28 protein-coding genes are annotated in these 25,593 nt (G+C 64.0%); 10 read left to right on the plus strand and 18 right to left on the minus strand.

What is annotated here, in order from left to right; all coding sequences use genetic code 11:
• Window positions 1–14: 14 nt before the first annotated feature.
• Window positions 15–326, plus strand: a complete 312-nt coding sequence (locus tag ACP15K_RS06555; RefSeq protein WP_424990157.1) for a DUF6477 family protein — start codon at window positions 15–17, stop codon at window positions 324–326.
• Here ACP15K_RS06555 and ACP15K_RS06560 read toward each other — a convergent pair.
• The gene (locus ACP15K_RS06560) at window positions 281–1,825 is read right to left on the minus strand and encodes a trimethylamine methyltransferase family protein (RefSeq protein WP_193141068.1); all 1,545 of its coding nucleotides are present in this window, start codon (window positions 1,823–1,825) and stop codon (window positions 281–283) included. The genes ACP15K_RS06555 and ACP15K_RS06560 overlap by 46 nt on opposite strands.
• Before the next feature lie 202 nt (window positions 1,826–2,027).
• Between ACP15K_RS06560 and guaA the strand changes: the two genes are divergently transcribed.
• The 8 genes from guaA to ACP15K_RS06600 all read left to right on the plus strand — a co-directional run bounded on the left by guaA (window position 2,028) and on the right by ACP15K_RS06600 (window position 9,592).
• Entirely contained in the window at window positions 2,028–3,587 is a 1,560-nt protein-coding gene (gene guaA, locus ACP15K_RS06565; protein ID WP_193141069.1) for a glutamine-hydrolyzing GMP synthase, read from the plus strand.
• A 97-nt stretch (window positions 3,588–3,684) separates the two neighbouring features.
• Window positions 3,685–3,882 (plus strand): hypothetical protein, encoded by a 198-nt coding sequence (locus ACP15K_RS06570; protein ID WP_193141070.1) that lies wholly within the window; start codon window positions 3,685–3,687, stop codon window positions 3,880–3,882.
• Between the two features lie 138 nt (window positions 3,883–4,020).
• Window positions 4,021–5,166, plus strand: coding sequence for an outer membrane protein transport protein (locus ACP15K_RS06575; protein ID WP_193141071.1), 1,146 nt, complete (start codon window positions 4,021–4,023; stop codon window positions 5,164–5,166).
• A gap of 121 nt (window positions 5,167–5,287) precedes the next feature.
• Window positions 5,288–6,151, plus strand: a complete 864-nt coding sequence (locus tag ACP15K_RS06580; protein ID WP_424990111.1) for an ATPase — start codon at window positions 5,288–5,290, stop codon at window positions 6,149–6,151.
• A 44-nt stretch (window positions 6,152–6,195) separates the two neighbouring features.
• Complete coding sequence (metA, locus tag ACP15K_RS06585) at window positions 6,196–7,113, plus strand: homoserine O-acetyltransferase MetA (protein ID WP_193141073.1); 918 nt, start codon at window positions 6,196–6,198, stop codon at window positions 7,111–7,113.
• Window position 7,114: 1 nt separating this feature from the next.
• Entirely contained in the window at window positions 7,115–8,077 is a 963-nt protein-coding gene (locus tag ACP15K_RS06590) for an alpha/beta fold hydrolase (protein ID WP_424990112.1), read from the plus strand.
• A 26-nt stretch (window positions 8,078–8,103) separates the two neighbouring features.
• Window positions 8,104–8,982: a polyphosphate kinase 2 gene (gene ppk2, locus ACP15K_RS06595; RefSeq protein WP_193141075.1), complete on the plus strand. Its 879-nt coding sequence runs from the start codon at window positions 8,104–8,106 to the stop codon at window positions 8,980–8,982.
• Window positions 8,975–9,592: a TetR/AcrR family transcriptional regulator gene (locus ACP15K_RS06600; protein ID WP_193141076.1), complete on the plus strand. Its 618-nt coding sequence runs from the start codon at window positions 8,975–8,977 to the stop codon at window positions 9,590–9,592. The genes ppk2 and ACP15K_RS06600 overlap by 8 nt, the downstream gene beginning before the upstream one ends.
• A 3-nt stretch (window positions 9,593–9,595) precedes the next feature.
• Here the strand turns inward: ACP15K_RS06600 and ACP15K_RS06605 are convergent, their stop codons facing one another.
• From ACP15K_RS06605 to ACP15K_RS06615, 3 genes are read right to left on the minus strand one after another with little or no spacing between them, the layout of a single operon-like run.
• Window positions 9,596–10,684: an ABC transporter ATP-binding protein gene (locus ACP15K_RS06605; protein ID WP_424990113.1), complete on the minus strand. Its 1,089-nt coding sequence runs from the start codon at window positions 10,682–10,684 to the stop codon at window positions 9,596–9,598.
• Window positions 10,684–11,502: an ABC transporter permease gene (locus ACP15K_RS06610; protein WP_424990114.1), complete on the minus strand. Its 819-nt coding sequence runs from the start codon at window positions 11,500–11,502 to the stop codon at window positions 10,684–10,686. The genes ACP15K_RS06605 and ACP15K_RS06610 overlap by 1 nt, the downstream gene beginning before the upstream one ends.
• Window positions 11,499–12,368 (minus strand): ABC transporter permease, encoded by an 870-nt coding sequence (locus ACP15K_RS06615; protein WP_193141079.1) that lies wholly within the window; start codon window positions 12,366–12,368, stop codon window positions 11,499–11,501. The genes ACP15K_RS06610 and ACP15K_RS06615 overlap by 4 nt, the downstream gene beginning before the upstream one ends.
• Before the next feature lie 215 nt (window positions 12,369–12,583).
• Between ACP15K_RS06615 and ACP15K_RS06620 the strand changes: the two genes are divergently transcribed.
• Window positions 12,584–13,534 carry a glycosyltransferase family 2 protein gene (locus tag ACP15K_RS06620; RefSeq protein ID WP_193141080.1) on the plus strand — a complete coding sequence of 317 codons (951 nt, stop codon included), beginning with the start codon at window positions 12,584–12,586 and terminating at the stop codon, window positions 13,532–13,534.
• Here ACP15K_RS06620 and ACP15K_RS06625 read toward each other — a convergent pair.
• The 14 genes from ACP15K_RS06625 to argC all read right to left on the minus strand — a co-directional run bounded on the left by ACP15K_RS06625 (window position 13,531) and on the right by argC (window position 25,563).
• On the minus strand, window positions 13,531–13,929 hold the full coding sequence (locus ACP15K_RS06625) for a GtrA family protein (RefSeq protein WP_193141081.1): 399 nt from the start codon (window positions 13,927–13,929) through the stop codon (window positions 13,531–13,533). The two genes, ACP15K_RS06620 and ACP15K_RS06625, sit on opposite strands and share 4 nt — an antisense overlap.
• A complete protein-coding gene (locus ACP15K_RS06630; protein WP_424990115.1) occupies window positions 13,926–14,798 on the minus strand; it encodes an NAD-dependent epimerase/dehydratase family protein in 873 nt (290 codons plus the stop codon). The genes ACP15K_RS06625 and ACP15K_RS06630 overlap by 4 nt, the downstream gene beginning before the upstream one ends.
• Before the next feature lies 1 nt (window position 14,799).
• Complete coding sequence (locus ACP15K_RS06635) at window positions 14,800–16,035, minus strand: class I SAM-dependent methyltransferase (RefSeq protein WP_193141083.1); 1,236 nt, start codon at window positions 16,033–16,035, stop codon at window positions 14,800–14,802.
• On the minus strand, window positions 16,035–17,114 hold the full coding sequence (gene rfbG / locus ACP15K_RS06640; protein WP_319022445.1) for a CDP-glucose 4,6-dehydratase: 1,080 nt from the start codon (window positions 17,112–17,114) through the stop codon (window positions 16,035–16,037). The genes ACP15K_RS06635 and rfbG overlap by 1 nt, the downstream gene beginning before the upstream one ends.
• Window positions 17,096–17,869 carry a glucose-1-phosphate cytidylyltransferase gene (gene rfbF, locus ACP15K_RS06645; protein WP_193141084.1) on the minus strand — a complete coding sequence of 258 codons (774 nt, stop codon included), beginning with the start codon at window positions 17,867–17,869 and terminating at the stop codon, window positions 17,096–17,098. Before rfbF ends, rfbG begins: the two co-directional genes overlap by 19 nt.
• A gap of 187 nt (window positions 17,870–18,056) precedes the next feature.
• Window positions 18,057–18,557 carry a 30S ribosomal protein S9 gene (gene rpsI, locus ACP15K_RS06650; RefSeq protein WP_193141085.1) on the minus strand — a complete coding sequence of 167 codons (501 nt, stop codon included), beginning with the start codon at window positions 18,555–18,557 and terminating at the stop codon, window positions 18,057–18,059.
• Between the two features lie 2 nt (window positions 18,558–18,559).
• Complete coding sequence (gene rplM, locus ACP15K_RS06655) at window positions 18,560–19,021, minus strand: 50S ribosomal protein L13 (RefSeq protein WP_193141086.1); 462 nt, start codon at window positions 19,019–19,021, stop codon at window positions 18,560–18,562.
• A 231-nt stretch (window positions 19,022–19,252) separates the two neighbouring features.
• Entirely contained in the window at window positions 19,253–20,113 is an 861-nt protein-coding gene (locus ACP15K_RS06660; RefSeq protein WP_193141241.1) for a hypothetical protein, read from the minus strand.
• Between the two features lie 221 nt (window positions 20,114–20,334).
• A complete protein-coding gene (locus tag ACP15K_RS06665; RefSeq protein WP_424990116.1) occupies window positions 20,335–20,766 on the minus strand; it encodes a PaaI family thioesterase in 432 nt (143 codons plus the stop codon).
• Window positions 20,767–20,775: 9 nt separating this feature from the next.
• Window positions 20,776–21,552: an enoyl-CoA hydratase-related protein gene (locus ACP15K_RS06670; protein WP_193141087.1), complete on the minus strand. Its 777-nt coding sequence runs from the start codon at window positions 21,550–21,552 to the stop codon at window positions 20,776–20,778.
• A 65-nt stretch (window positions 21,553–21,617) separates the two neighbouring features.
• Window positions 21,618–22,082, minus strand: coding sequence for a cytochrome c-type biogenesis protein (locus tag ACP15K_RS06675; protein ID WP_193141088.1), 465 nt, complete (start codon window positions 22,080–22,082; stop codon window positions 21,618–21,620).
• Window positions 22,079–24,061 carry a heme lyase CcmF/NrfE family subunit gene (locus ACP15K_RS06680; RefSeq protein WP_424990117.1) on the minus strand — a complete coding sequence of 661 codons (1,983 nt, stop codon included), beginning with the start codon at window positions 24,059–24,061 and terminating at the stop codon, window positions 22,079–22,081. The genes ACP15K_RS06675 and ACP15K_RS06680 overlap by 4 nt, the downstream gene beginning before the upstream one ends.
• A 16-nt stretch (window positions 24,062–24,077) precedes the next feature.
• Complete coding sequence (ccmE, locus tag ACP15K_RS06685; RefSeq protein WP_193141090.1) at window positions 24,078–24,530, minus strand: cytochrome c maturation protein CcmE; 453 nt, start codon at window positions 24,528–24,530, stop codon at window positions 24,078–24,080.
• A 4-nt stretch (window positions 24,531–24,534) separates the two neighbouring features.
• Window positions 24,535–25,563 carry an N-acetyl-gamma-glutamyl-phosphate reductase gene (gene argC / locus ACP15K_RS06690; RefSeq protein ID WP_424990118.1) on the minus strand — a complete coding sequence of 343 codons (1,029 nt, stop codon included), beginning with the start codon at window positions 25,561–25,563 and terminating at the stop codon, window positions 24,535–24,537.
• Between the last annotated feature and the right edge of the window lie 30 nt (window positions 25,564–25,593).

Consider the following 25,593-nt stretch of genomic DNA (forward strand, 5'->3'; position numbering starts at 1 on the left):
GATCCCCTCAGCGCCTGAAGTCCCTGAACCGACCCACGCTTCTGGTGACCGCCGCGCGCCTTGCGCTGCCCGGATACAGCCGTGAAAAAGAGCTGCCACGCCTGCTGAACACGCCCAATGTGCCCGGCCGCAACCAGTGCATCCTGAAGTTGATGGAGTTGGAATCAGAGCTGAACGCCCAGCGGCGGGCCAAGGATCCCGTCTATGGACCGGCCCGCCATGTCAAGATTCTGTCCGCCCTGATGCACGAATCGCAACACCCTCGTGCGCCGAAGCGCCGTCAGCTGAAAGCGTCAGCGACCTCGGACTTCCTGCGGGCGATATAATCCTGCAGGGCATCTCGAATCGCCGGATCCAGCCCCGGCTGCTGATAGTCCGCCAGCAACTTGCGAACCTTGCGATTGGCCAGCGTCCGTGTGTCCGGCGCGTCATCGTCGATCCAGGTCTCGTAGGGGCGGTAGTCCAGCAGGTTGCTTCGCCAGAACGCGGTCTTGAAATTCGACTGGGTGTGGGCGCAGCCCAGGAAATGCCCGCCCGGCCCGACCTCGCGAATGGCCTCCAGTGCCAGATCGTCTTCGCTGACCGTGGGCTTGCGCGCCAGTCGGTGCAGGATGCCCAGTTGATCGGCGTCCATCACGAACTTCTCGGGCGAGGCCACCAGCCCGCCCTCAAGCCAGCCACAGGCGTGCAGCATGAAGTTGACGCCGGACATCAGCGCCAGGTTCAGCGAATTCGCGGTCTCATAGGCGGCCTGCGCATCGGGCAGTTTCGAGCCGTTGAAGCTGCCGCCTGACCGATAGGGCACCCCGAGCCGGCGCGCCAGTTGCCCTGCACCAGCGGTGATCTGGGCGGCTTCCGGGGTACCGAAGGTGGGCGCGCCCGAGTTCATGTCGATCGAGGTCACGAAGGCGCCGAAAATCACCGGGGCACCGGGACGAATCAACTGGCTGTAGGCGATTCCGGCCAGCACCTCGGCAAACACCTGCACCAGCGTGCCCGCCACGGTCACCGGCGACATCGCCCCGCCCACGATGAAGGGCGAGATGATGCAGGCCTGGTTGGCCATCGCGTATTCTTCCAGCGCCCCCATCATCACCGAATCGAATGTCAGCGGCGAGTTGATGTTGATCAGCGACGTCATCACCGTGTTCTGCGCCACGAACTCGGCGCCGAACAGGATCTCGCACATTTCGATGCTGTGACGGGCGCGCTCGGGCTCGGTCACCGCCCCCATGAAGGGTTTGTCCGACAGGGTCATATGCGCCATCAGCATGTCCAGATGGCGCTTGTTGGCGGGAATGTCGGTGGGTTCGCACACGGTGCCGCCGGACAGATGCAGCCAGGGGCTCATCTGCCCCAGCTTCACGAAATCATGGAAATCGGCGAGAGTCGCGTAGCGACGGTTCCCTTCCAGATCCAGCACGAAGGGCGGACCATAGACCGGGGCCAGCACCAGGTTGTCGCCGCCGATCTCGACCGAGTGTTCCGGATTGCGCGCATGATGGGTGAACCTGGCCGGTGCGGTGGCACACAGCTTGCGGGCCAGCCCGCGCGGGATATGCACGCGTTCGCCCTGCACATCCGCCCCGGCCTCGCGCCAGCGGTCCAGCGCGGCAGGGTTTTCCACGAAATTGACGCCGATCTCTTCCAGAACGGCTTCCGCCGCGGCCTCGATCCGGTCCAGCGCCGCGTCATCGAACAGGTCCAATGTTGGGATATCGCGGGCGATGACCTTGGCGGTCTCGACCTGAGTGCTGCTGCGTTCCGCGCGGCGCGCTGCGCCACCGCCGCCACGTCCGCGCCGTCGTCTGCCTTCATCCGCCATGATCTTGTCCCTTGATCGTGCATTCTTCCCGAAGGGGTGGCGTAGACCTAGCCAACCGCAGGCTGCGACCACATCGGTTTTGCGTCTCCTCGCGGCGCAAAACGACATTCGCACGGCTTTTCAGGTCCGCTGGCGGCATGGGCTTCGGGAAAGCCATGCAGACTCACTTGCAAGGCCCCGCGCCCTTGCCTATCAGCCTGCCATGACAGATGTTTCCCATGACCGCTTGCTGATTGTCGATTTCGGCAGTCAGGTGACCCAGCTCATCGCGCGCCGCCTGCGCGAGCTGAACGTGTATTGCGAGATCCACCCCTATCAGAATGTCACCACCGACTTCGTGCGCCAGATGGCACCGAAGGCCGTGATCTTCTCGGGCGGGCCGGACAGCGTGACCCGCGAGGGGTCTCCGCGCGTGCCACAGGACATCTTCTCGATGGGTCTGCCGATCCTGGGGATCTGCTATGGCCAGCAGGTGATGATGCACCAGTTGGGCGGCAAGGTCGAAAGCGGCCATGGCACCGCCGAATTCGGCCGCGCCTATGTCACCCGGCAGGGCCAGCTTGATCTGCTGGACGGCTGGTTCGCCGAGGGCCCCGAGCAGGTCTGGATGTCGCATGGCGACCATGTCAGCGAGATCGCGCCGGGCTTTCAGGTCTATGGCACTTCGCCCAACGCGCCCTTCGCCATCACCGCCGATCCCGAACGGCATTTCTATGCGGTGCAGTTTCACCCCGAAGTGCACCACACCCCACACGGCAAGACGCTGTACGAGAATTTCGTGAAGCTGGCCGGGTTTACCGGCGACTGGACCATGGGCGCCTACCGCGAAGAGGCGATCCGCCTGATCCGCGAACAGGTGGGCGAAAAGAAAGTCATCTGCGGCCTGTCGGGTGGTGTCGACAGTTCGGTCGCGGCGGTGCTGATCCACGAGGCCATCGGCGACCAGCTGACCTGCGTCTTCGTCGACCACGGTCTGTTGCGCAAGAACGAGGCCGAGGAAGTCGTGGCCATGTTCCGCGACAACTACAACATCCCGCTGATCCATGCCGACGAAAGCGCCCTGTTCCTTGGCGAGCTGGACGGCCAATCCGACCCGGAAACCAAGCGCAAGATCATCGGCAAGCTGTTCATCGACGTGTTCCAGAAACACGCCGACAGTATCGACGGGGCCGAGTTCCTGGCCCAAGGCACGCTGTACCCGGATGTGATCGAATCGGTCAGCTTCTCGGGCGGGCCATCGGTCACCATCAAGTCGCACCACAACGTCGGCGGGCTGCCCGAGAAGATGGGCCTGAAACTGGTCGAACCCCTGCGCGAGCTGTTCAAGGACGAGGTTCGCGCCCTGGGCCGCGAATTGGGCCTGCCCGACAGTTTCATCGGCCGCCACCCCTTCCCCGGTCCGGGCCTGGCGATCCGCTGCCCTGGCGAGATCACCCGCGAGAAGCTGGCAATCCTGCGCGAGGCCGACGCGGTCTACATCGACCAGATCCGCAAGCACGGGCTGTACGACGAGATCTGGCAGGCCTTCGTGGCCATTCTGCCGGTGCGTACCGTGGGCGTCATGGGCGACGGGCGGACCTATGACTATGCCTGTGCGCTGCGCGCGGTGACCTCGGTCGATGGCATGACGGCGGATTACTTCCCGTTCAGCCACGAGTTCCTGGGCGAAACCGCGACCCGGATCATCAACGAGGTCAAGGGCATCAACCGCGTCACCTATGACGTCACATCGAAGCCGCCGGGCACGATCGAGTGGGAATGACCTGACAGACACCGGGGCGTGTGGGCCGCAAAATTTGCGCCAGCGCCCCGATTCTCTGTATACTCGGACATCTCCCATCGTTGACCGAGGCCACGTCATGCATCTACGCCTCTTCAAATGTCCCAATTGCGGCCATCACATGCGACTGGGCGGGACGCGCTGCCGGCGCTGTTATTCGGAAAAGCCGGTGGTCTATTCGGCGTCCTTCATCGCATTTCTGGGATTCGTGTCCGGGCTGATCGCGGTCGCCTATCTGACGTATTGGGTCGCCACCCACATTCCGGCCACGCAGTAGGTCGTTTACAACACCCGGACGTTTTTTGGCCCGTGTCGTAGCGTTGAAAAAACTGTGACGCTACGTCTGGTTTGACGCCAATCCCCTGCAATTTTTAATGAAACCTGGGAACAGAAGACCACATCAAGTGGGGGAGACATGACGAGATCACTTAAACTGGCGACAGCCATTGTCGGGCTGGCCGGCGCAGCGCAGGCCGGCGGCATCGACCGATCCGGCCAGCCGATGGACCTTCTTTTCAAGGATGGCAACTACCTTGAATTTTCCGCGGTCCGGACCATCCCAAGCGTCAGCGGCACTGACCTGCCGCAATCGCCGCCGGGATTCCCGGTCCCGTATGACAGCGGCGCGTCTTACAATGACGTGGCTGATGCGTTCAACGACCTGCGGTTCGGCATCAAGTACGACTTCAACGAAAAGTTCAGCGTGGCCTTCATGGGCGGCGAGGACTACGGCGTCGATGTCCTGTACCCCGAAGAGACCGGCTCGCTTCTGGGCGGCACGCTCGCGGATGCCAATTCCTACGCGCTGGCGCTGGTCGGCCGCTTCCACGTCAACGAGAACTTCAGCTTTCATGCCGGTGTGCGTCGCCAGACAGCCGACGGCAAGATCGGCCTTGGCGGTCTCGCCTACGGCGGGGTCAACGGGTACGAGGTGAACCTCGGCGAGGATTCGGCCTGGGGCTATATTGTCGGCGGTGCCTACGAGCGGCCCGAGATCGGGCTCCGCGTCGCGCTGACCTACAACTCGACGATCACCCACAGCTTCAAGACCACGGAAACCCTGAACGGGGCCAGCCTGGGCAACAGCAAGAAAACCGATGTGGACATCCCGCAGTCGGTGAACCTGGACTTCCAGACCGGCGTTGCCGAAGACACGCTGGTGTTCGGCCAAATCCGCTGGGTCGATCATTCGCAGTTCACCGTGGATCCCGAGATTTTCACCGCCCTGACCGGAACCGGCCTGGTGAAAGTGGACAACTCCACCACCTACACGCTGGGGGTCGGCCACCGCTTCTCCGATCAGATCAGCGCCTCGATCGCCTACATCTACGACGATGTCTACGGCGACGATCTGGTGTCGCCGCTGGCGCCCACCCATGGCAGCCAGGCGCTGCGCATCGGGGCCACCTACCGCGTCAACCAGGTCGAATTCGCCGCCGGTATTCGCTATACGTGGCTGGGCGATGCCTTGGCCGAAACCGGCACGCCGGACGTGGCGCGCGCCGATTTCTCGGACAACAGCGCGGTCTCGGTCGGTCTGCGCGTCGGCTATTTCTTCTGAAGCCAACCAACCGCTTTACCGAAGGGCCGCCCATGGGCGGCCCTTTGTCGTTGCCGCCGGCTTTGTGTTGAAGCGCCCCGGCCTTCCCTGCTAGGCGAGAGCGGCAAGACAGGGGCAGCACATGATCACACGACCCACCGCCGATGCCTGGCGGCAGCAGGACCGCAAACGCATTCTCTTTTTCGGCATGTCGGGGCTCGGCAAGACCCATGTGTCGTCGATGCTGCGCGACTGCGGCGGCTGGTTCCACTATTCGGTCGATTACCGCATCGGCACCCGCTACATGGGCGAACATATCGTCGACAATTTCAAGCGCGAGGCGATGCGCAACCCCTTTCTGGCGGAACTGCTGCTGAGCGATTCGATCTACATCGCCTCGAACATCACCTTCCACAACCTTGCGCCGCTCTCGACCTATCTGGGCAAGCCCGGTGATCCGGCCAGGGGCGGCCTGCCCTTCGACGAATACCTGCGCCGGCAGGAGCAGCACCGCGTGGCCGAGGTTGCCGCCCTGCTGGACACCGCCCATTTCGCGCATCGCGCCGAAGACCTGTACGGCTACCGCGACTTCGTTTGCGACAGCGGCGGCTCGATCTGCGAGGTCGTGGATCCCGAAGACCCGGAAGATCCGGTGCTGACCGCCCTGGCCGACACCGCGCTGATGGTCTGGATCGAAGGCTCCGACGCCCATACCGCCGAACTGGTGCGCCGCTTCGACAAGGCGCCCAAGCCGATGTATTACCAGCCCGCCTTCCTGACCGAGAAATGGGCCGAATACCTGGACCTGAAATCGGTGCCCGAGGACAAGGTCGATCCCGACGATTTCGTGCGCTGGACCTATGCCCGCGCGCTGGCGCACCGGCAGCCGCGCTATGCCGCGATGGCCCGCAACTGGGGCATCTCGGTCAAGGCCGAAGACATCGCCGCCGTCCACAATGCCGAAGACTTGACCGACCTTGTCGCCCGCACGCTTGAGGCCCGTTGACCCACGGCCTATATCCCTAAGTTCACGCAATCTCGGGAAAACCCATGCCCATCAAGATCCCCTCCGACCTGCCCGCCTATGATGTTCTCGACCGCGAGGGCGTCATGGTCATGTCCGAAGGGCGGGCCGCGCATCAGGACATCCGCCCACTGCAAATCGGCCTGCTCAACCTGATGCCCAAGAAGATCCAGACCGAAACGCAATTTGCCCGGCTGATCGGCGCAACACCGCTGCAGATCGACCTGACCCTGATCCGCATGTCCGAGCATCAGTCCAAGACCACCTCGGCCGAGCACATGGAAGCGTTCTACCAGCCCTTCGAGGCGGTGAAGCACCGCAAGTTCGACGGTCTGATCATCACCGGCGCCCCGATCGAGCATCTGCCCTTCGACGAGGTCACCTATTGGGACGAGCTGTGCGAGGTCTTCGACTGGACCCAGACCCATGTGCAATCGACCTTCGGCGTCTGCTGGGGCGGCATGGCGATGATCAACTATTTCCACGGCGTGCGGAAACACATGCTGCCGCACAAGGCGTTTGGCTGTTTCCGGCACAAGAACCTCGATCCGGCTTCGCCCTATTTGCGCGGGTTCTCGGATGATTTCGTGATCCCGGTCAGCCGCTGGACCGAAATGAAACAGGACGAGATCGACGCCGCCCCTGGGCTGAAGACCCTGCTGGGCAGCGACGAGGTCGGCCCCTGTCTGGTCGAGGACAAGGGCCATCGCGCGCTCTATAACTTCAACCACTTCGAATACGACAGTGGCACGCTGAAGGAAGAATACGATCGCGATGTGGACGCGGGTGTGACAATCAACGTGCCGGGGCACTATTATCCCGACAACGATCCGTCGCGCACGCCGCTGAACCGCTGGCGGTCGCACGCGCATCTGCTTTATGGCAACTGGATCAACGAGATCTACCAGCACACGCCGTTCGATCTGAACGAGATCGGGCACTAGGATGCTGGAATTGGCCACAGCGGCGGCGCTGACCGGCGGCGCGGTGCTGGGCGTGGATCGTCTGGCCACGCGCGCCGAATCCCAGGCCGAGGCCGAGTTTCCGCCCGAAGGCCGGATCCTGACCATCGACGGGGTGAAGGTGCATGCCTGGGTTCAGGGCAGCGGCCCCGATCTGGTGCTGCTGCACGGTGCGGGCGGCAACCTGCGCGACTTCACCTTTGCGCTGGCCCCGCGTCTGGCCCGCGACTTCCGCGTCATTGCCTTCGACCGGCCCGGCCACGGCTTCACCGGCAGGGTGCCCGAGGCCGCCGAGGCCAAGCGCGGCGAAAGCCCGCGCGAACAGGCCCGTCTTCTGCAGGCCGCCGCGCGACAGTTGGGCGTGACCCGCGCGCTGGTGCTGGGTCAAAGCTTCGGCGGTGCCGTCGCCATGGCCTGGGCGCTGGAAGATCCTGCCATGACCGCCGGACTGGTGATCGTATCCGGCGCCACCATGCCCTGGCCCGGCAAGCTGAAACCCTCGTACCACGTCAACGCCAGCCGCGCCGGGGCCACCACGCTGGTGCCGCTGCTGACCGCTTTTCCGCCGCAAAGCCTGATGGATCAGATCCTGTCGGGCATCTTTGCCCCCGCGCCGGTGCCACAGGGATTTACCGCGCATTTCGGCCTGCCGCTGAGCCTGCGCCGCACCACAATGGTGGCCAATGCCCGGCAGGTCACCGGCCTGAAGGACCATGTCACCGCCATGTCTGGCCACTACGGCACGCTTCAGATGCCTGCCGAACTGATCCACGGCGCGCTGGACACCATCGTTCTGCCCGACATCCATGCCGCGCCGCTGTCCACCCTGCTGCCCGATGCCCGGCTGACGATGCTGGACGATGCCGGTCACATGCCGCATCACACCCATCCCGAGGCTGTTCTGGACGCCGTCGCACGCATCGCCGAACGCGCCGGATTGCGCTAATTCCTTCAGGTCGCTAGGTTTTGACGATGACAGACGTTGCAGACCTGCCCTTTGATGGCGCCATCACCCGGTTTTTCGAAACCGAAGCCCCCGATCACGTCCGCAGCGCCATCAATGGCGGCGACAAGGTGATCCTGATCCCGCCTTATCCCTATGACCATCGGATGAAGTCGCGAGAGTATTCCGAGACCCTTTACAAGCTTCAGATCGAACTGGCCAAGCTTCAGGCCTGGGTGCAAGCCTCGGGCGCGCGCGTCATCATTGTGTTCGAGGGCCGCGATGCGGCGGGCAAGGGCGGCGCGATCAAGCGGTTCAAGGAAAACATGAACCCGCGCGTGGCGCGGGTCGTGGCCTTGTCGAAACCCTCGGACACCGAGCGGTCGCAGTGGTATTTCCAGCGCTACATCGCCCATTTCCCAGCCGCCGGTCACATCGCCCTGTTCGACCGGTCCTGGTACAATCGTGCCGTGGTCGAACGGGTCTTCGACTTCTGCACCACCGCCGAACGGGAGCAATTCTTCGATCAGGTGCCCGCCCTGGAAGAGGCGCTTGTGGATGACAACGTGCATCTGGTGAAAATCTGGCTTGAGGTCGGCCGCGCCGAACAATTGCACCGCTTTCTGTCGCGCGAGAAAGATCCGCTGAAGCAATGGAAGCTCAGCCAGATCGACGTGGACGGGCTGCGCCGCTGGGATGCCTATACCGTTGCCATCCAGGAAACCTTCGACCGCACCCACAGCGCCCATGCGCCCTGGACCGTCATCAAGGCCGATGACAAACGCCGCGCCCGCATCGCGGTGATCCAGCGGGTGCTCAGCCAGATCCCCTATGCCGGCAAGGATGCCGAGGTGGCCTGCGCCCCGGATCCGGCAATCTGCGGCGGCCCTGAAATCTGGAATGGCTAAACGCGGCTATCACCATGGCAATCTGCGGCAGGCGCTTGTGGATGCGGCGCTGAACCTGATCGCCGAACGTGGGCCCACCGGCTTTACCCTCTCCGAGGCGGCGAAGGCCGCTGGCGTGACCCCGGCGGCCGTCTACCGCCATTTTCAGGGTCGCGAGGATCTGATCGCGGAATGTGCGCGGCAGGGATACGAGATCTTCGCCGACCTGATGGAGTTCGCCTTCGACGGCGGCAAACCCACCGCCCTGTCGGCCTTCGAAGCCACGGGCCGCGCCTATCTGGCCTTCGCCCGCAAGTATCCCGGTCACTACGTGTCGATGTTCGAAAGCGGCATCTCGGTCAATCGTACCCCGGAACTGGCACGCGCCTCGGCCCGTGCGCGCGGCGTGCTGGAACACGCCGCCGAAAACCTGTCCCAGCACATCCCGAAGGAAAAGCGCCCGCCGGCGGCCATGGTCAGCGCCCATGTCTGGGCGCTCAGCCACGGGGTGGTGGAACTGTTCAGCCGGGGCGAGCCCGGCAGCCAGGCCCCCTATCCGCCCGAGGATCTGCTGGAAGCGGGCGTCGGCATCTACCTGCGCGGGCTGGGTCTGATCGCCCCGGACCGCTGACCTTCAGGTCTCGGCAAAGGGGATCAGCGCGCCGGGTTCCCACGCCAGCCGGATGGCATCGCCGCGCGACAGCACCGGACGGCTGATCATGTTCTTCATGGAACAGGTGACCGGTGCCTGCCCGCCCTGCAAGGCAATCTCGTAATAGGTCATGTCGCCGTAATAGGCGCGATCCTCGACCACCCCATCGACGAACTTGCCGGTGGGCAGTTCCGACGAGGTGAACAGCACCGACATGGATTCGGGCCGCAAGCCGAAGGTCATCGGTCCCGGTGCTGCGCCGTCGGGCAGGAAGTCACGCGGCAGGGCCACTGCGCCCAGTCCCGGAATATCGGCCAGCAGATGCGCGCCATCCTGGCGCAAGGCCCCGGGCAGCAGGTTCATCATGCCGATGAATTCGCCCACCTTGCGGCTGTTGGGCCGCAGGTACAGGCCTTCGGGCGTATCCACCTGCGCGATCGCGCCTTCGAACATCACCGCGATGCGGTCGGACATGATCAGGGCTTCTTCCTGATCGTGGGTGACAAGGATGAAGGTGATGCCCACCTGCCGTTGCAGGCGCCGCAACTCGGTCTGCATCTGCTCGCGCAGTTTCTTGTCCAGCGCCGACAGCGGTTCATCCAGCAACAGCACCTTTGGCTTCAGGATCAGCGCGCGGGCCAGCGCCACCCGTTGCCGCTGACCGCCTGACAACGCATGCGCGGCGCGCGGGCCATAGCCGCCAAGACCGACCATCTCCAACGCCTCTTCCACGGCGCGGGTCTTGTCGGCGCGCGGCATGGGCGACTTGCGCAGCCCGAAGCCGACGTTCTGAGCCACGGTCAGATGCGGGAAGATGGCATAGCTTTGAAACACCATGTTGGTCGGGCGCCGGTTCGGCCCGACCCCGGCCATGTCCTGCCCGTCGATGGCCAGCACCCCGTTCTCGGGCATCTCGAACCCGGCGATTGACCGCAGAAGCGTGGTCTTGCCACAGCCCGATGGCCCCAGCAGCGAGAAGAACTCGCCTTCGGCGATCTCGAGGTTGATATCGCGCAGCGCGTGATAGTCGCCATAGTACTTGTTGATCCCCTGAAGGGAGATGAGCGCCATCAGAGGAACCCTCCTGTTTCTGCACCACCGCGTTTGCGCACCCCGCGCCGCCGCGCCCATTCCGCCAGGATCAGCAGCAGGATCGACAGGCTGACCAGGATCGTGCCCAGGGCCATGACCACCGGCAGCCGCTGCGGAAAGCGCAACTGGCCCCACAGATAGACCGGCAGCGTGGCGTCAGACCCCGACAGGAAGAAGGCGATGATGAATTCATCCATGGAAATCGTGAAGGCGATCAGCAGCGACGAGATGATCCCCGGCATCACCAGCGGCAGCACGATCAGCCGGAACACACCCCAGGAATTTTCACCCAGGTCGATGGCGGCTTCCTCCAGCGAGACATCCAGCGACTGGAAGGCCGAATTGAGGATCGCGATGGAAAACGGCGTGCAGATCAGCACATGCCCAAGGATCACCGTCAGCGAGCTGAGCTGAAGCCCCAGTTGCAGGAACACCACCAGCAGCGACACCGCCACGATGATTTCGGGCAGCACCAGCGGCAGCATGATCAACCCCATGATCCCGCCCTTGCCCGGAAACCTGTAGCGCGCGGCGGCGCGGGCGGCGCAGATGCCCAGCAGGGTCGAGACGGCGGCCGTGATCATCGCAATGCGCACCGAAGTCAGAACTGCCGCGTGCAGGGCCTCGACCTCGACCAGTTGCGCGAACCATTCGGTGGTGAAGTTGCTCAGTGGAAAGGCGATGACGGTGGAGCTGTTGAAGGCGAAGATCGGCAGCAGCAGAATCGGCAGATACAGGAACACAAGGTACAGCGCCGCATAGAGCCGCAGCCAGCCGCCCCGGAACAGCGCGCTCATGACCGCCCCCGCAGATAGCGGCGGTTCAGCGCCACGAAGATCAGGGCAATGATCGTCACGATCACCATGGCCACCACCGCCAGCGTCGCGCCCATGGGCGCATTGTTCAGTTTCAGGAATTGCGTCTGGATCATGTTGGCGATCATCAGCCCACCCGGCCCGCCCACCAGCCGTGGCGTGACATAGTCCCCGATGGTCGGGATGAAGACGATCAGGCTGGCCGCCACCACGCCCGGCATGGCCAGCGGCAAGGTCACCCGGAAGAACGCCGACAGCCGCGTTTCACCCAGATCCTGCGCCGCCTCAAGCAGCGACCGGTCGATACGTTCCAGCGACACGAAGATCGGCAGAATCGCGAAGGGTGCAAAAGCATGGGCCAGCGTGATGACCACCGCGTTGAAATTGTACAGGATCACCGTCAGCGGCTCGTCGATCAGGCCCAGCCCGATCAGCCCCGAATTCAGCACCCCGTTGTAGCCCAGGATCACTTTCCACAGAAACACCCGGATCAGGTAGGAGGTCCAGAACGGGATCGTCACAAGGAAGATCCACAGCGACTTGCGCCCCGCCGGCACGTGAAACGAGATGAAATAGGCCACCGGAAAGGCCAGCAGCACCGTCACCAAAGTCACCAACCCGGCGATCTTCAGCGACCGGATCATCAACTCGCGATAGATCGGATCGGTGAAGGCCTCGCGGTAGTTGGTCAGGGTGAAGCTTTTGTCGATGGTCAGATAATCCTGCGTCCAGAAACTGAACGCCAGAATTGCGGCCATGGGCGCGGCCAGCAGCAGCACCGCGTACAGCAAGGGCGCAGAAATCAAGGCAAGGCCGCGTCTGGCCCCGGATGTGCGCAAGTCCGTCATGGAAGTTCCTGTTGCCCGTTTGCGGGCGAGTATTGTGCCTGCGCCCGCCCCTGTAAACAGCCTGTTGACCTTGTTGACCCAAGGGCGTGACGCCTGCGCACAGAAGCCCAGAAAGCCCTTTGTCCGATGCCGTCCAGCCGCTATCAGCAAGGGACAGGCCTGCCGGTCCACAGGTGGGCCGGTTGTGTGTCAAACGGTTGCGTGGAGTGCCGACCATGAAAACCATTTCCGTCGTCTCGCCGTGTTACAACGAGGAAGACAACGTCTTCCAATGCTATGAAACCGTCCGCGCGATCTTTGCCGAACACCTGCCGGACTATCGGCTGGAACATATCTTTGTCGACAATGCCTCGACCGACCGCACGCCCGAGATCTTGCGCGAAATGGCCGCCAAGGATCCCACGATCCGCGTGGTGCTAAACGCCCGCAATTTCGGGGTGTTCCGGTCAACCTTCAACGGGTTGCGCTATGCCACCGGCGACGCGGTGGTGGTGATGCTGCCGGTCGATCTGCAAGACCCGCCCGAGATGATCCCCGAATTCGTCCAGCTGTGGCAAAGCGGCTATGACGTGGTGGCCGGCGCCCGCAACATCCGCGAGGAAGGCTATTTCCTGCGCAACGCGCGCGGCCTGTTCTACCGGACCCTGAACCGGCTGTCGGATGTGACCCTTGAGCCGTCGGTCGGAGAGTTCCAGCTGATTGACAAGAAGGTGCTGAAGGCGGTGCTGTCGCACAACGACCACTACCCCTATATCCGGGGCATCATCGCCTCCTGCGGGTTCAGGCGGATCATCGTGCCCTATACGTGGAAGGCCCGCAAACGCGGTTTGTCCAAGCACAACATGGGGGCGCTGACCGATGTGGCGCTGAACGCGATCTTCGCCTTCTCGCGCGCGCCGATGCGGTTCTGCACGATCTCCGGGCTGGTCATCGCGGTGGGCTGCATCCTGTTTGCGCTGTTCGAGGTTCTGCTCTTCCTGATCGCGCCCAGCGATGCACCGCGCGGCACCATGACGATCATCGTGTCGCTGTTCTTCCTGAGCGGCATTCAGTTGCTGTTCATCGGGATGCTGGGCGAATACATCACCGCGATCCACAACCAGGTGCGCGGCGGCCCGCTGGTGATCGAGGAAGATCGTCTGAACATCGACGAAGACAGCGCCTAGGCGGGGCGACCTTCCCACGGGAAGCGGTCGGTCAGCACCTTGGAAATGGCGATGAACGACAGGGCGGCGGCGGGCAGCACCAGCACCGCCTGCGCCACGATCGGCCCCATGCCCAGCCGCAACAGCCCGGCCAGACCGGCCGCGTTCAGCGCGTACAGCCCGGCATAGACAGCGGCATAGGCCGGCATCCGCGAGGTGCCCTTGGCTGAGAACACCAGCCGCGCGTGGGTGAAATAGTTCCAGACCACGCCACAGGCAAAGGCCAGCGCCAGCGCCGCCTGCGGCCCCAGCCCCAGCAGCACCAGCACCGCGTACAGCGCATAGCCAAAGCCGGTGTTCAGCACGCCGACGGCAAGGAATTTCACAAAGCGCGAACGCAGAAGATCGCCGATCATGCCGGGGCACTCCCGTCGGTCAGGGTGGCCGACACGGCGGACGTCAGGTCATGGCGTGGGCGAAACCCGATGCTGGCCAGGCGCGTGGTGTCCGCCGCCAGTCTGGCCGGATCGGACGCGGGGCGCGGCCGGGCGCCCAGATCAACCAGGTCTTCGCCGTCCAACTGCCGCGCCACTTCACCGATCAGGTCGCGCACGGCGATGGTCTGGCCGCTGGCGATATTGACCGGACCTTGCAAGTCGTTGTCCAGCACCGCGACCAGCGCGCGGGCCAGATCCTCGACCTGAAGAAAGTCGCGTTCCTGCAGCCCATCGGTGCAGGCCACCCGCTCCCTCGCGCGCAGCCCGGCAATCAGATCGCCCAGTAAGCGCCCGCGCGGCTCTCCCGGCCCGTGGACAAAGAAGATCCGCCCCCAGGCCAGCGACAGGTTCAGTGCGGATCCCGCCCCACACAAGGCCAGCCCGGTGCCCGCCTTGGCCGCGCCATAGGGGGTGGCAGGCCGCAGCGCAGAGTCTTCGGACAATTCGGATACCGACCAATCATATTCGGCGCAGGAGCCCGCAAACACCGCCCGCCTGCCGCCATGCTGGGCGAACCGTCGCGCCAGATGCAACGTCGCGGCGGCCCAGTCCAGATTGGCGGGCGACGTCCAGCGATCCGCTGCCCCTGCATGCCAGGCCAGATGCATCAGCCCTTCGGGACGCTCCCGCGACAGCAGGCCCTCGACGGCGCCCGCATCCAGCAGATCGCAGGTCAAACCGCCCTGCCCGCTGCGCGACACCGGCAAAACATCGTGCCCGGCAGCATAGAGCGCGCGGGCGGTCTGCCGCCCGATCAGGCCGGTGGCGCCGGTCAGCAGAACCCGCATGTCAGGAAATCCGGATCTCGGGCACGGCGGTGACGAATTGCGTGCCGTCCTCGGCCAGATCCGACAGTTGCGCGATGATCTCGTCGCGCAGGTTCCACGGCAAGATCAGCACGTAATCCGGGCGATCCTCGCGCAGCGCCTCGACCGGCCGCACTGGGATCTGGCTGCCGGGCAGAAGGGTGTTTTGCTTGGCCGGGTTGCGATCCACGCAATAGGCGATGCGATCCGGGCCGACCTGCGCATAATTCAGGATCGTGTTGCCCTTGGCCGCAGCGCCATAGGCCGCCACCAGCCTGCCTTCGACCTTGGCGTGATCCAGGAACCCCAGCAGCCCGCGGCGCACCGCCTCGACCTTTTCCGAGAAGCCTTCGTAGCCCGCCACCTGGTCCAGCTTGGCCGCCGCTTCGCGGGCCCGCACGCGGGCCACACCCGGCGCCTCGGCATGGCTGGCCGCATCTCGGCAGGCAAAGACCCGCAGCGAGCCGCCGTGCGTCGGCAGGTCTTCCACGTCAAAGACCCGCAACCCGGCCTTGGCAAAGATCGTCTCGACCGCCAGCAGCGACAGATAGGAATAATGCTCGTGATAGATGGTGTCGAACTGCACCTGTTCGATCAGGTTCAGAAGATGCGGAAACTCGACCGTATAAACAGCGTCGCCGGTCAGAAGCGTGGCGACGCCGGCCACGAAATCATTGATGTCCGGCACATGGGCCAGCACGTTAGCCGAACAGATCAGGCGCGGCAATTGCCCTTCGGCCACCAGCGCCTTGGCGAAGGCCTCGCCGAAAAATTCCACCCGCGTGGGCACGCCCTTGTCGATGGCCACCTGCGCGACATTTCCCGACGGCTCCACCCCCAGCACGGGAATGCCCTTTTCGACGAAATACTGCAGCAGGTAGCCGTCGTTCGAGGCAATCTCGACCACCAGATCGTCCGGCCCCAGCCCGAAGCGCGTTGTCATCGCCTCCACATAGGCTTTGCAATGGGCCAGCCAACTGTCCGAGAAAGAGGAGAAATAGGCGTATTCCGACGAGAAGATCTCTGCCGCCGGGACCGCGTCATCGGCCTGCACCAGCCAGCAGTTTTCACAGACCCGCACATGCAGCGGGTAGAAAGGCTCGGACTGGCCGGCCATCTCGGGCGGCACATAGGAATTGGCCAGCGGCGACAGGCCCAGATCGACGAAGGTGCGGGTCAGCGGGGTGCCACAATGGCGGCAATCGGGAACGGAATTCATCAAGAAGACCCCATAAGCATTTCAAACTGTTCAATTTGTTCAGAGCAAAGATCGCGCACGGAGGCCCCGCGCGACCAGCGGCCATACCAGCCTGCGGTCATGTCGATGGTCTGCTCGAAGTCCAGCAAGGGACGCCAGCCCAACTCGACCCGCGCCTTTGACACATCGAGACGCAGCAATCTGGCCTCATGCAGATCGGCGGCGGCAGGATCGTGGCGAATGTCGCCCTGTCCCAGGGCGGCCACCACGGCCCGCGCCACATCGTCCACCGGGCGTTCCTCGGCGCGGTCGGGGCCAAAGTTCCAGCCCTCGGCCATTTCTGGGTGATCCACCTGCGCCAGCGCCAGCATCATGTAGCCCGACAGCGGTTCCAGTACATGCTGCCACGGCCGGATCGAGAACGGCTGGCGCAGGGTCACATGACCGTCACCGCCCAGGCAGCCGCGCACGATATCGGGGACCAGACGATCCTCGGCCCAGTCGCCGCCGCCGATCACATTGCCAGCGCGCACGGTGGCCACGCGCACCGGCTGATCCGGCTCGAAGAAACTGGCGCGCATGGCCGCGGTGGCCAGTTCGGTGGCCCCTTTCGACGCCGAATAGGGATCATGCCCGCCCATCGGGTCGGTCTCGCGATAGCCCCAGATCTGCTCGACATTGGCATAGGCCTTGTCCGAGGTCGCCACGATCACCGATTGCAGCCCCTCGACCCCGCGCAGTGCGTCCAGCAGTTGCACGGTGCCCAACACGTTCGAGGCAAAGGTTTCCACCGGCTCGCGATATGAGCGGCGCACCAGCGCCTGCGCGGCCAGATGAAAGACGAACTCTGGCTGGCTGGCGGTAATGGCAGCGTCCAGTGCGGCGCGGTCATTCAGATCGCCGATGTGGCTGTCGACCTCGGACAGGCCCAGCAGTTGCCACAGGTTCGGATCGGTCTCGGGCGCCAGCGCATAGCCTGTCACCCTGGCCCCGCAGCGCACCAGCCAGGCGCAAAGCCACGCCCCCTTGAACCCGGTGTGCCCGGTGACCAGAACGCGCCGGCCCTTGAAGCGGTTGAAACTCATTCCCAGATCTTCCACGGTGCCTTCCCGGTGGCCCAGGCCGCTTCCAGTTCCTGTTTCTCGCGGATCGTGTCCATGGGTTGCCAGAAGCCGCTGTGCTCGAAGGCCATCAACTCGCCATCACGGGCCAGGTTCATCAGCGGATCGCGCTCCCAGATGGTGCTGTCGCCATCCAGATAACGGCCCACCTCGGGCGACAAGACGAAGAAGCCGCCGTTGATGAGGCCCCCGTCGCCCAACGGTTTTTCCAGAAAATCGGTGACGGTGTGGCCGGTCAGCTCCAGCTGGCCGAACCGGCGCGGTGGCGGCACGGCAGTCACGGTCGCCAGCTTGCCGTGCGACTTGTGAAAGTCGATCCCCGCACGCACGTCGATATCGCCCACCCCGTCGCCATAGGTCAGGCAGAACGCCTCGTCCTCCTGCACATAGGGCATGACCCGCTTCAGACGCCCGCCGGTCATCGACTCGGCTCCGGTGTCCACCAGATGCACTTTCCACGGCTCTGATTCGGTGCGGTTGATGGTCATCTCGCCGGTGGCCAGATCGAAGGTGACATCCGACCGGTGCAGATAGAAGTTCGCGAAGTATTCCTTGATGATGTAGCCGCGATAGCCAAGGCAGACCACGAATTCATTGACCCCGTGGGCACCGTAGATCTTCATGATGTGCCACAGGATCGGCAGACCGCCGATTTCGACCATGGGTTTTGGAATGCGGACCGTTTCCTCGCTCAGACGTGTTCCCAGACCGCCCGCAAGAATAACACATTTCATCGCCTACTCCCGAATACGCTTTTCACAAGTTTCCAACAAACACCGGCTGTTACATCGGCCTTAGCATGAGACAGGGACAACGAGAAGGAAAACGGTGACGCGGGGTGAACAGCCGCGGCGGTTGAGGCCGGACAGCAAAAAGGGCCGCCGAAGCAGCCCTTTCGCAAGATCGTAACGTGAAACGCGATCAGCGCTTCGAGAACTGGAAGCTCCGGCGCGCCTTGCGCTTACCGAATTTCTTCCGTTCCACGACGCGGCTGTCGCGGGTCAGGAAGCCTGCGGCCTTCAGTGCGGCGCGCAGCGACGGATCGTACAGTTGCAGCGCCTTCGAGACACCGTGCTTCACAGCACCGGCCTGACCCGAAAGACCGCCACCCTTCACGGTGGCCATCACGTCGAACTGGTCTTCGACACCGGCAACGGTGAACGGCTGGCGCAGAATCATCTGCAGCACCGGACGGGCGAAATAGGTGTTCAGGTCCTTGCCGTTCACGGTGACCTTGCCGGAGCCCGGCTTGATCCAGACACGGGCGACCGCGTCTTTCCGCTTGCCGGTGGCGTAGGACCGACCCAGCTCGTCACGAACCGGCTCACGCGGTTCGGCGGCATCTTCCAGAACCGACAGATCGACGTCGGCAGTTTCAACGGCGCCTTTCAGGGCGTCGAGCGACTTGATTTCCTCGGCCATGATCAGCTCCGCGTGTTCTTGGTGTTCATCGACTTGACGTCCAGCACTTCCGGGGCTTGCGCCTCATGGGGGTGCTCGGCGCCGGCGTAGACGCGCAGATTGGTCATCTGCTGGCGGCTCAGACGGTTGCCCGGCAGCATGCGCTGCACGGCCTTCGTCACCACGCGCTCGGGATGCGCGCCTTCCAGGATCTTGCCTGCGGTGATCGACTTGATGCCACCCGGATGGCCGGTGTGGCGGTAGTAGACCTTGTCGGTCCGCTTGCGGCCGGTCAGCTGGATCTTGTCCGCGTTGATCACGATGACATTGTCACCCATGTCCATGTGCGGAGTGAAGGACGGCTTGTGCTTGCCGCGCAGACGCATGGCGACGATCGAGGCAAGACGGCCCAGAACAACGCCCTCGGCGTCGATCAGGATCCACTTCTTGTCGATGTCAGCCGGTTTGGCTGTGAAGGTTTTCATTGGGATGACCCTTTAGTCTGGGTTGGGGGCAAGAGCCCCCGGTATTCGGATTGCGCGGTTTTAGCCAACCCGACACCACGGTCAAGCGGAAAACGCGGATTTCGGGATGAAAAAGAGCGTATTACAAGTAAGGTATCAAAATACCCCGACCTTCTGCCATCTAAGTCCCGGTTAAACAAGAACATCTGCCGAAAGGGCAGATGTTCCGTGCAATCGGGGTTGTTTTCGGGGTCAGCGGCGACGCACGTAGCTGCGCATCATCGTCAGCGCCCAAAGCAGCAGAAGCAGGGTTGCGGGCAGCGGAACCGGCGCAACTTGCGGCGACGATCCGCCCGCGGGCATGCCCGGTCCGCCACCGCCATTGCCCGGGAAGATCCCGCCGCCCGGCGTGCCGGAGCCGCCGCCGGGGCCGCCGCCAGATCCGCCACCGGATCCATTGCCCCCGCCGCCGCCACCGCCGCCCAGGAATCCCAGGTTCGTTCCCGGACCCGAGCCGAACAGCGGCGTGCCGCCATTGCCGTTGGGATTGGACACCCCGACCAGAAGATTGCCCGAAGGATCGCCGAAGACACCCGGGATCCAGAACGACGGGGCCGTGCCAAGCGCGAACACCGGCTCCCCCTCGCCGCCCGGAAGGCCGTCCGGCGGATAGAGGTTCGAGATTTCCACGATCAGCGATTTGCCGGGGCTGTCCTCGACCGGGTCCAGGTCGGACATGTCGTCCTGCCACAGCTGGACATGCATGCCGCCGTTCTCGCGAAGCTCATCCGAGACGACAAGCGAGGCCTTGTCGGCCAGACCCACCGACGTGGCGCATTCGCCGTCCGGTTCGATCATCGTGACGACCGGGTTGCCCTTGCCATTGGCCGGGGGCGTGATGCTGACCAGCGGGCAGCCATCCAGATACAGGTAGACCGTCTCGACGATGGATTCGTCGCCATCGTTGATGAACCCCTTGACCGGGGGTTCAGTGACCAGAAGCTCGGGGGTGGTGGCGTCGGGAGATCCGGCAAACGCGCTTGTGGCCGCAACTGCGACTGCACTTGCGGTGGCGAAAGCCCTGATGATCGCCTTGTGCCCTGCCTTGGACATTGTCTTCTCCCACGCTTCTGGCCGCGGTCCCCGTTACGCACGCGGCATTCACTCATAAACATACGAATACTTGCTTTATTTGGGGGGGCGGCCGCGGATTTGCATCTGCCCTTTTGGCGATGCTGCGTATGCAAAGGTATAGGTTTGCCCAAGCACGCCGCGCATTGCACGGCTCCCCACTCTTGAAACACAGGTACTCCGCGCCCTGCGTGCGTTCAAGTTTAAGGCAGGGAATAGGTTAACGTGGCGCGCGCGACGTCACGTCGTTTCGGCCCGCGCGACCAGATTCGCACGTCCCCGACCGCCAGGCTGCGGCCCAACTTCAGCAGTTCTACATCCGCCACCAGATCGACGCCCGCTTCGGGTTTGCGCATGAAGTCGATCGAACAGTTGGTCGTGACCGCCAGCGCCTTGGGGCCGACCATCGACAGCACCGCCAGGTAGACCCCCAGATCGGCCAGCGTGAACATGGTGGGGCCAGAGACCGTGCCGCCGGGACGCAGGTTGTCCGATCGCACGGGCATGGCCACGCGCAGGCGCATCGGCGCCAGTTCTTCGACCTCGATCAGATCGGCCACCTGCGGGAACTCGGCCCGCAGGAAGGCGTGCAGCGCATCGGCATCCATCTTGAGGGGGTGCAAGGGATCAGCCATGCAGAGCCGTCAGCGTCCCTGGTAGTCGGGCACGCGCTTTTCCAGGAAGGCCAGAACCCCTTCACTGAAATCACGGGTGGCCCCGGCCTTGCCCTGAAGCTGGGCTTCAAGCGCCAGTTGCGCCTCAAGATCATTGGCCATGCTGGCGCGCAGGGCCTGCTTGGTCAGCCGGTAGGCCTGGGTCGGGCCGGTGGCCAGATGCACGGCGCGGCGGGCCACATGCTGGTTGAAGTCCGCATCCGGCACCGCTTCCCAGATCATGCCCCAGGCGGCGGCCTGGCGGGCCGGGATCGGCTCGGCGAACAGGGCCGCCCCCATGGCCTTGGCCATGCCCATCTGGCGCGGCAGCCAATAGGTGCCGCCCGCGTCCGGGATCAGGCCGATGCGGCTGAAGGCTTGCAGGAAGACCGCGCTTTCGGTGCCGATGACAACATCTGCCGCCAGCGCAAGATTGGCCCCGGCCCCGGCGGCCGTGCCGTTGACCGCCGACACCGTCGGGATCGGGCAGTCGAAGATGGCCCGCAGCATCGGCACGTATTCGTCCCGCAGCACCCGTTCGATGTCCAGGTTCACCGCGCCGCTGCCATCGCCCAGATCCTGCCCGGAACAGAAGGCATCGCCGGCCCCGGTCATCACCAGCACCCGCGCGTTGTCCTGCGCGATGCGGATCGCCGCCGGGATCTCGGCCCGCATCTGGGCATTGAGCGCGTTCTTCACATCGGGCCGGTTGAGGGTCAGCCGCGCGATGTGATCCTCGATGCTCAGGTCGATTGTCTGAAAGTCCATATCCGTCTCCGCCAGGTTGCGGGCAAGTTACTTGGAAATCGTCCCCAAGCCAGAAGAACGCGGGGTCATTCCTTCAGGATTTCCTGCAGGCGCTGTTCTTCCTTGGAATCCAACGCGCGCAGGGTGGGCTCGGGGGCCGCATTTCGGCGACGGATATAGACCACGCCCAGACTGGCGCCGACCAGCAGCATCAGTGGCCCGGCCAGCCACAGCACAAGGTTGGAGCCATCGGTCTGCGGTTTCAGCAGGACGTATTCGCCATAGCGATCGACCACGAAGTCGATGACCTCGTCGTTGCTGTCCCCTTCCACCAGACGTTCGCGCACCAGCAGCCGCAGGTCACGCGCCAGATCGGCGTTGGAATCATCGATGCTCTCGTTCCGGCAGACCAGACAGCGCAGGCCTTTGGACAGATCGCGCGCGCGTTCCTCCAGCACCGGGTCAGAGAGCACCTCGTCGGGCTGAACCGCCGGGGCCGCCAGCGGGACAAGTGCCAGAAAGGCGGCGACCAGAACCGGGCGCAGGCTCATTCCGCCGCCACGGGGGTTGGGCCCCCGCCTCCGGCCTTGGCAGCCCCTGCCGCGATGCGATAGCGACGGTCGCTGAGGCTGAGCAGCCCGCCGACCCCCATCAGGATCGCCCCGGCCCAGATCCAGTTGGCCAGCGGCTTGATATAGGTGCGTACCGCCCAGCCGCCGTCGTCCTGCGCATCGCCGATCACCAGATAGATGTCGCGCAGGAAGCCGTTGTCGATATCGGCTTCGGTGGTGGGCATCTTGGCCACCGGATAGACCCGTTTTTCAGGGGTCAGCGAGGCCACCAGACGGTCACCGCGATAGGCATTCATCCGGGCCATGGTCGAATAGTAGTTCGGCCCTTGCACCTGATCGACCGAGGCCAGCTCGATCTCATAGGCGCCGACCTCGAACCGCTCGCCGATCTGGGCCACGCGGATGTCTTCGATTTGCCAGGCATTCATGGCCGAGATGCCAATCATGGTCACGCCCAGCCCAAAATGCGCCACAGCCTTGCCATAGTCGGCACGCGGCAGACGCATGAGACGGCGCATGCGGCTGGCCACGTCGCCCCGGCCGCAGCGGCTCCACAGGTCCAGCGCCGACCCGGCCACCACCCAGGTGCCCAGTGCCAGTCCGACGGGCGCAAGTATGGTCTTCTCGGTCTGAAGGGTCCAGGCCAGTGCCGCGATCAGGAAGGCCAGGATGGCAGCAGGTACCACCTGCTTGACCGCGCGGTTCAGCTTGGCGCGTTTCCACGGCAGGATCGCACCGATGGGCAGGATGATCGCCAGCACCACCATGAAGGGCGTGAAGGCGGCGTCGAAGAAGGGCGCACCCACCGACAGTTTGCGTCCGAAGGCCAGTTCCGCCACCAGCGGCCAGATGGTGCCGATGAACACCACGAAGCAGGACACCGCCAGCAGCACATTATTGGCCACCAGCGCGCTTTCGCGGCTGACCAGCCCGAAGACCCCCTTGGCCTGCATGGCCGAGGCGCGAGCCGCGAACAAGGTCAGTGCGCCGCCGGTGAAGACCGCCAGGATCATCAGGATGAACACACCGCGTTCGGGATCATTGGCAAAGGCGTGCACCGAGGTGATGACACCCGAGCGCACGATGAAGGTGCCGATCAGCGAGAAGCCGAAGGCAAGGATTGCCAGCAGGATGGTCCAGCTTTTCAGGCTTTCGCGCTTTTCCACCACGATGGCGGAATGCAGCAGTGCTGCGGCCAGAAGCCATGGCATGAAGGAGGCGTTTTCCACCGGATCCCAGAACCAGTAGCCACCCCAGCCAAGTTCGTAATAGGCCCACCACGATCCCAGCGCGATGCCGATCGTCAGGAACACCCAGGCCGCCAGGGTCCAGGGCCGCACCCAGCCGCCCCAGGCCGCATCGACGCGGCCCTCGATCAGCGCGGCAACGGCGAAGCTGAAGGTCAGCGACAGGCCGACATAGCCCAGATACAGGAACGGCGGATGGAAGGCCAAACCGGGATCCTGCAGCAGCGGGTTCAGGTCCTGCCCGTCCATCGGCGGAATGCCCATGCGCAGGAACGGATTGGAGGTCAGCAAGATGAAGGCGAAGAACGCCACCGCGACCGCGGATTGCACCGCCAGAACGCGCGCCTTCAGGCTTGGCGGCAGGTTGCCTCCGAACCACGCGGCACAGGCCCCGAACAGGGTCAGGATCAGCACCCAGAGCAGCATCGAGCCCTCGTGGTTGCCCCAGACGCCGCTGACCTTGTAGATCATCGGCTTCAGGCTGTGCGAATTCTCGACCACCAGCCGCAGCGAGAAATCCGACACCACGAAGGAATAGGTCAGCGCCGAGAAGCTGAAAGCGGTCAGGAAAAACTGCGTCGTGGCGGCGGGCACGGCGGAGGCCATCCAGCCGTCCCAGCCCTTGTGCGCGCCGATCATCGGCACGATGGCCTGCACCACGGCCACCATGGCCGCGAGAATCAGGGCGAAATGTCCAAGCTCTGCGATCATGGCGTGTGCCCTCCGATCAGCTGTCTGTTTCGTTGGGGTCTTGATACACGCCCTGTTCCTTCAGCGCATCCACCACTTCCTTGGGCATATAGGTCTCGTCGTGTTTGGCCAGAATTTCCGTGGCGACAAATGTGCCGTTCACGTATTTTCCGGTGCCGACCATGCCCTGGCCTTCTTCGAACAGATCCGGCAGCACGCCGGTATAGGCCACCGGCACCGAGGCGCCGCCATCGGTGACGGAAAACGTGACGGTCTCGCTCTGCCCGCGCACCAGCGTGCCTTCTTCCACCAGCCCGCCGATGCGGAACACCTCCGACGCGGTCGGCGGTTCGGCCACCACCTGCGACGGGCTGCGGAAGAAGTTGATCCCGTCGCGCATGGCATAGCCGATCAGCGCGGTGGACAGCGCCAGCGCGATGGCGGCGACGATGATGACCTGGATACGACGTTGCTTCTTCAGACTTTTCATTGGCTCATGGGAAGACCGGGGCCAGCATCAGGCCGGTGGTCTCCTCTTCTCCCAGCATCAGGTTGGCGTTCTGCATGGCCATGCCCGACGATCCCTTGGTCAGGTTGTCGAGCGCGGCAATGACGATGGTCCGGCCCGGTCGGCGATCGCCGACCACGCCGATATGCACGAAATTCGATCCCCGCACGTGGCGGGTCGAAGGATGTTCGCCGAAGGGCAGCACCTGCAGGAAAGGCTCGTCGGCATAGGCCTGCGCCAGCGTGTCATGTACCGTCTGCGGATCGCCGGACACATAGACCGTCGCAAGGATCCCGCGGTTCGCGGGGATCAGATGCGGCGTGAACTGCACCCAGACCGGACGCCCGGCTATCAGCGAAAACTCCTGATCGAACTCGCCCAGATGACGATGCACCCCGCCGACACCATAGGCGTGATAGCCTTCGGACAGCTCGGCATGCAGCAGGTTTTCCTTCAGCGAGCGGCCGGCCCCCGACACCGCGGCCTTCAGGTCGATGATGATGTCATCCAGATCGATCACGCCCGCACTGATCAGCGGGCGCAGGGCAAATTGGCCGGTGGCGGCATTGCAGCCTGTGCAGGCCACGATGCGCGCGTTGCGGATCTGGTCGCGGTAGAATTCTGGCAGGCCGTAGACCGCCTCGGCCTGCAGATCCATGGCGCTGTGCGGCTGGCCGTACCATTTTTCATAGGCTGCGGCATCGCGCAGACGAAAGTCCGCGGACAGGTCCACGACTTTCACGTCGCGCGGCAAGGCACTGATTACACTTTGAGATGTCGCGTGCGGCAAGGCACAGACCACCAGATCGACGTCAGAGAAATCCACCTCGTCAATCTTCACCAGCAACGGCAGATCCAGGTGCCGCAGATGCGGAAACACCTGCGCCATGCTTTGGCCAGCCTTGCGGTCGGCGGTCAGGGCCACGATCTCCATGTTGGGATGGGTCGACACCAGGCGGACCATTTCGGCCCCGGTGTACCCGCTTGCGCCCAGTATGGCGATCCTGTGTGCCATGACACCTTCTCCTTGAACTTTCACAAAACA

Origin of the sequence: Fluviibacterium sp. S390, from assembly GCF_049800695.1 — a bacterium.
In the GTDB taxonomy this organism is placed as follows: Bacteria; Pseudomonadota; Alphaproteobacteria; order Rhodobacterales; family Rhodobacteraceae; genus Meridianimarinicoccus.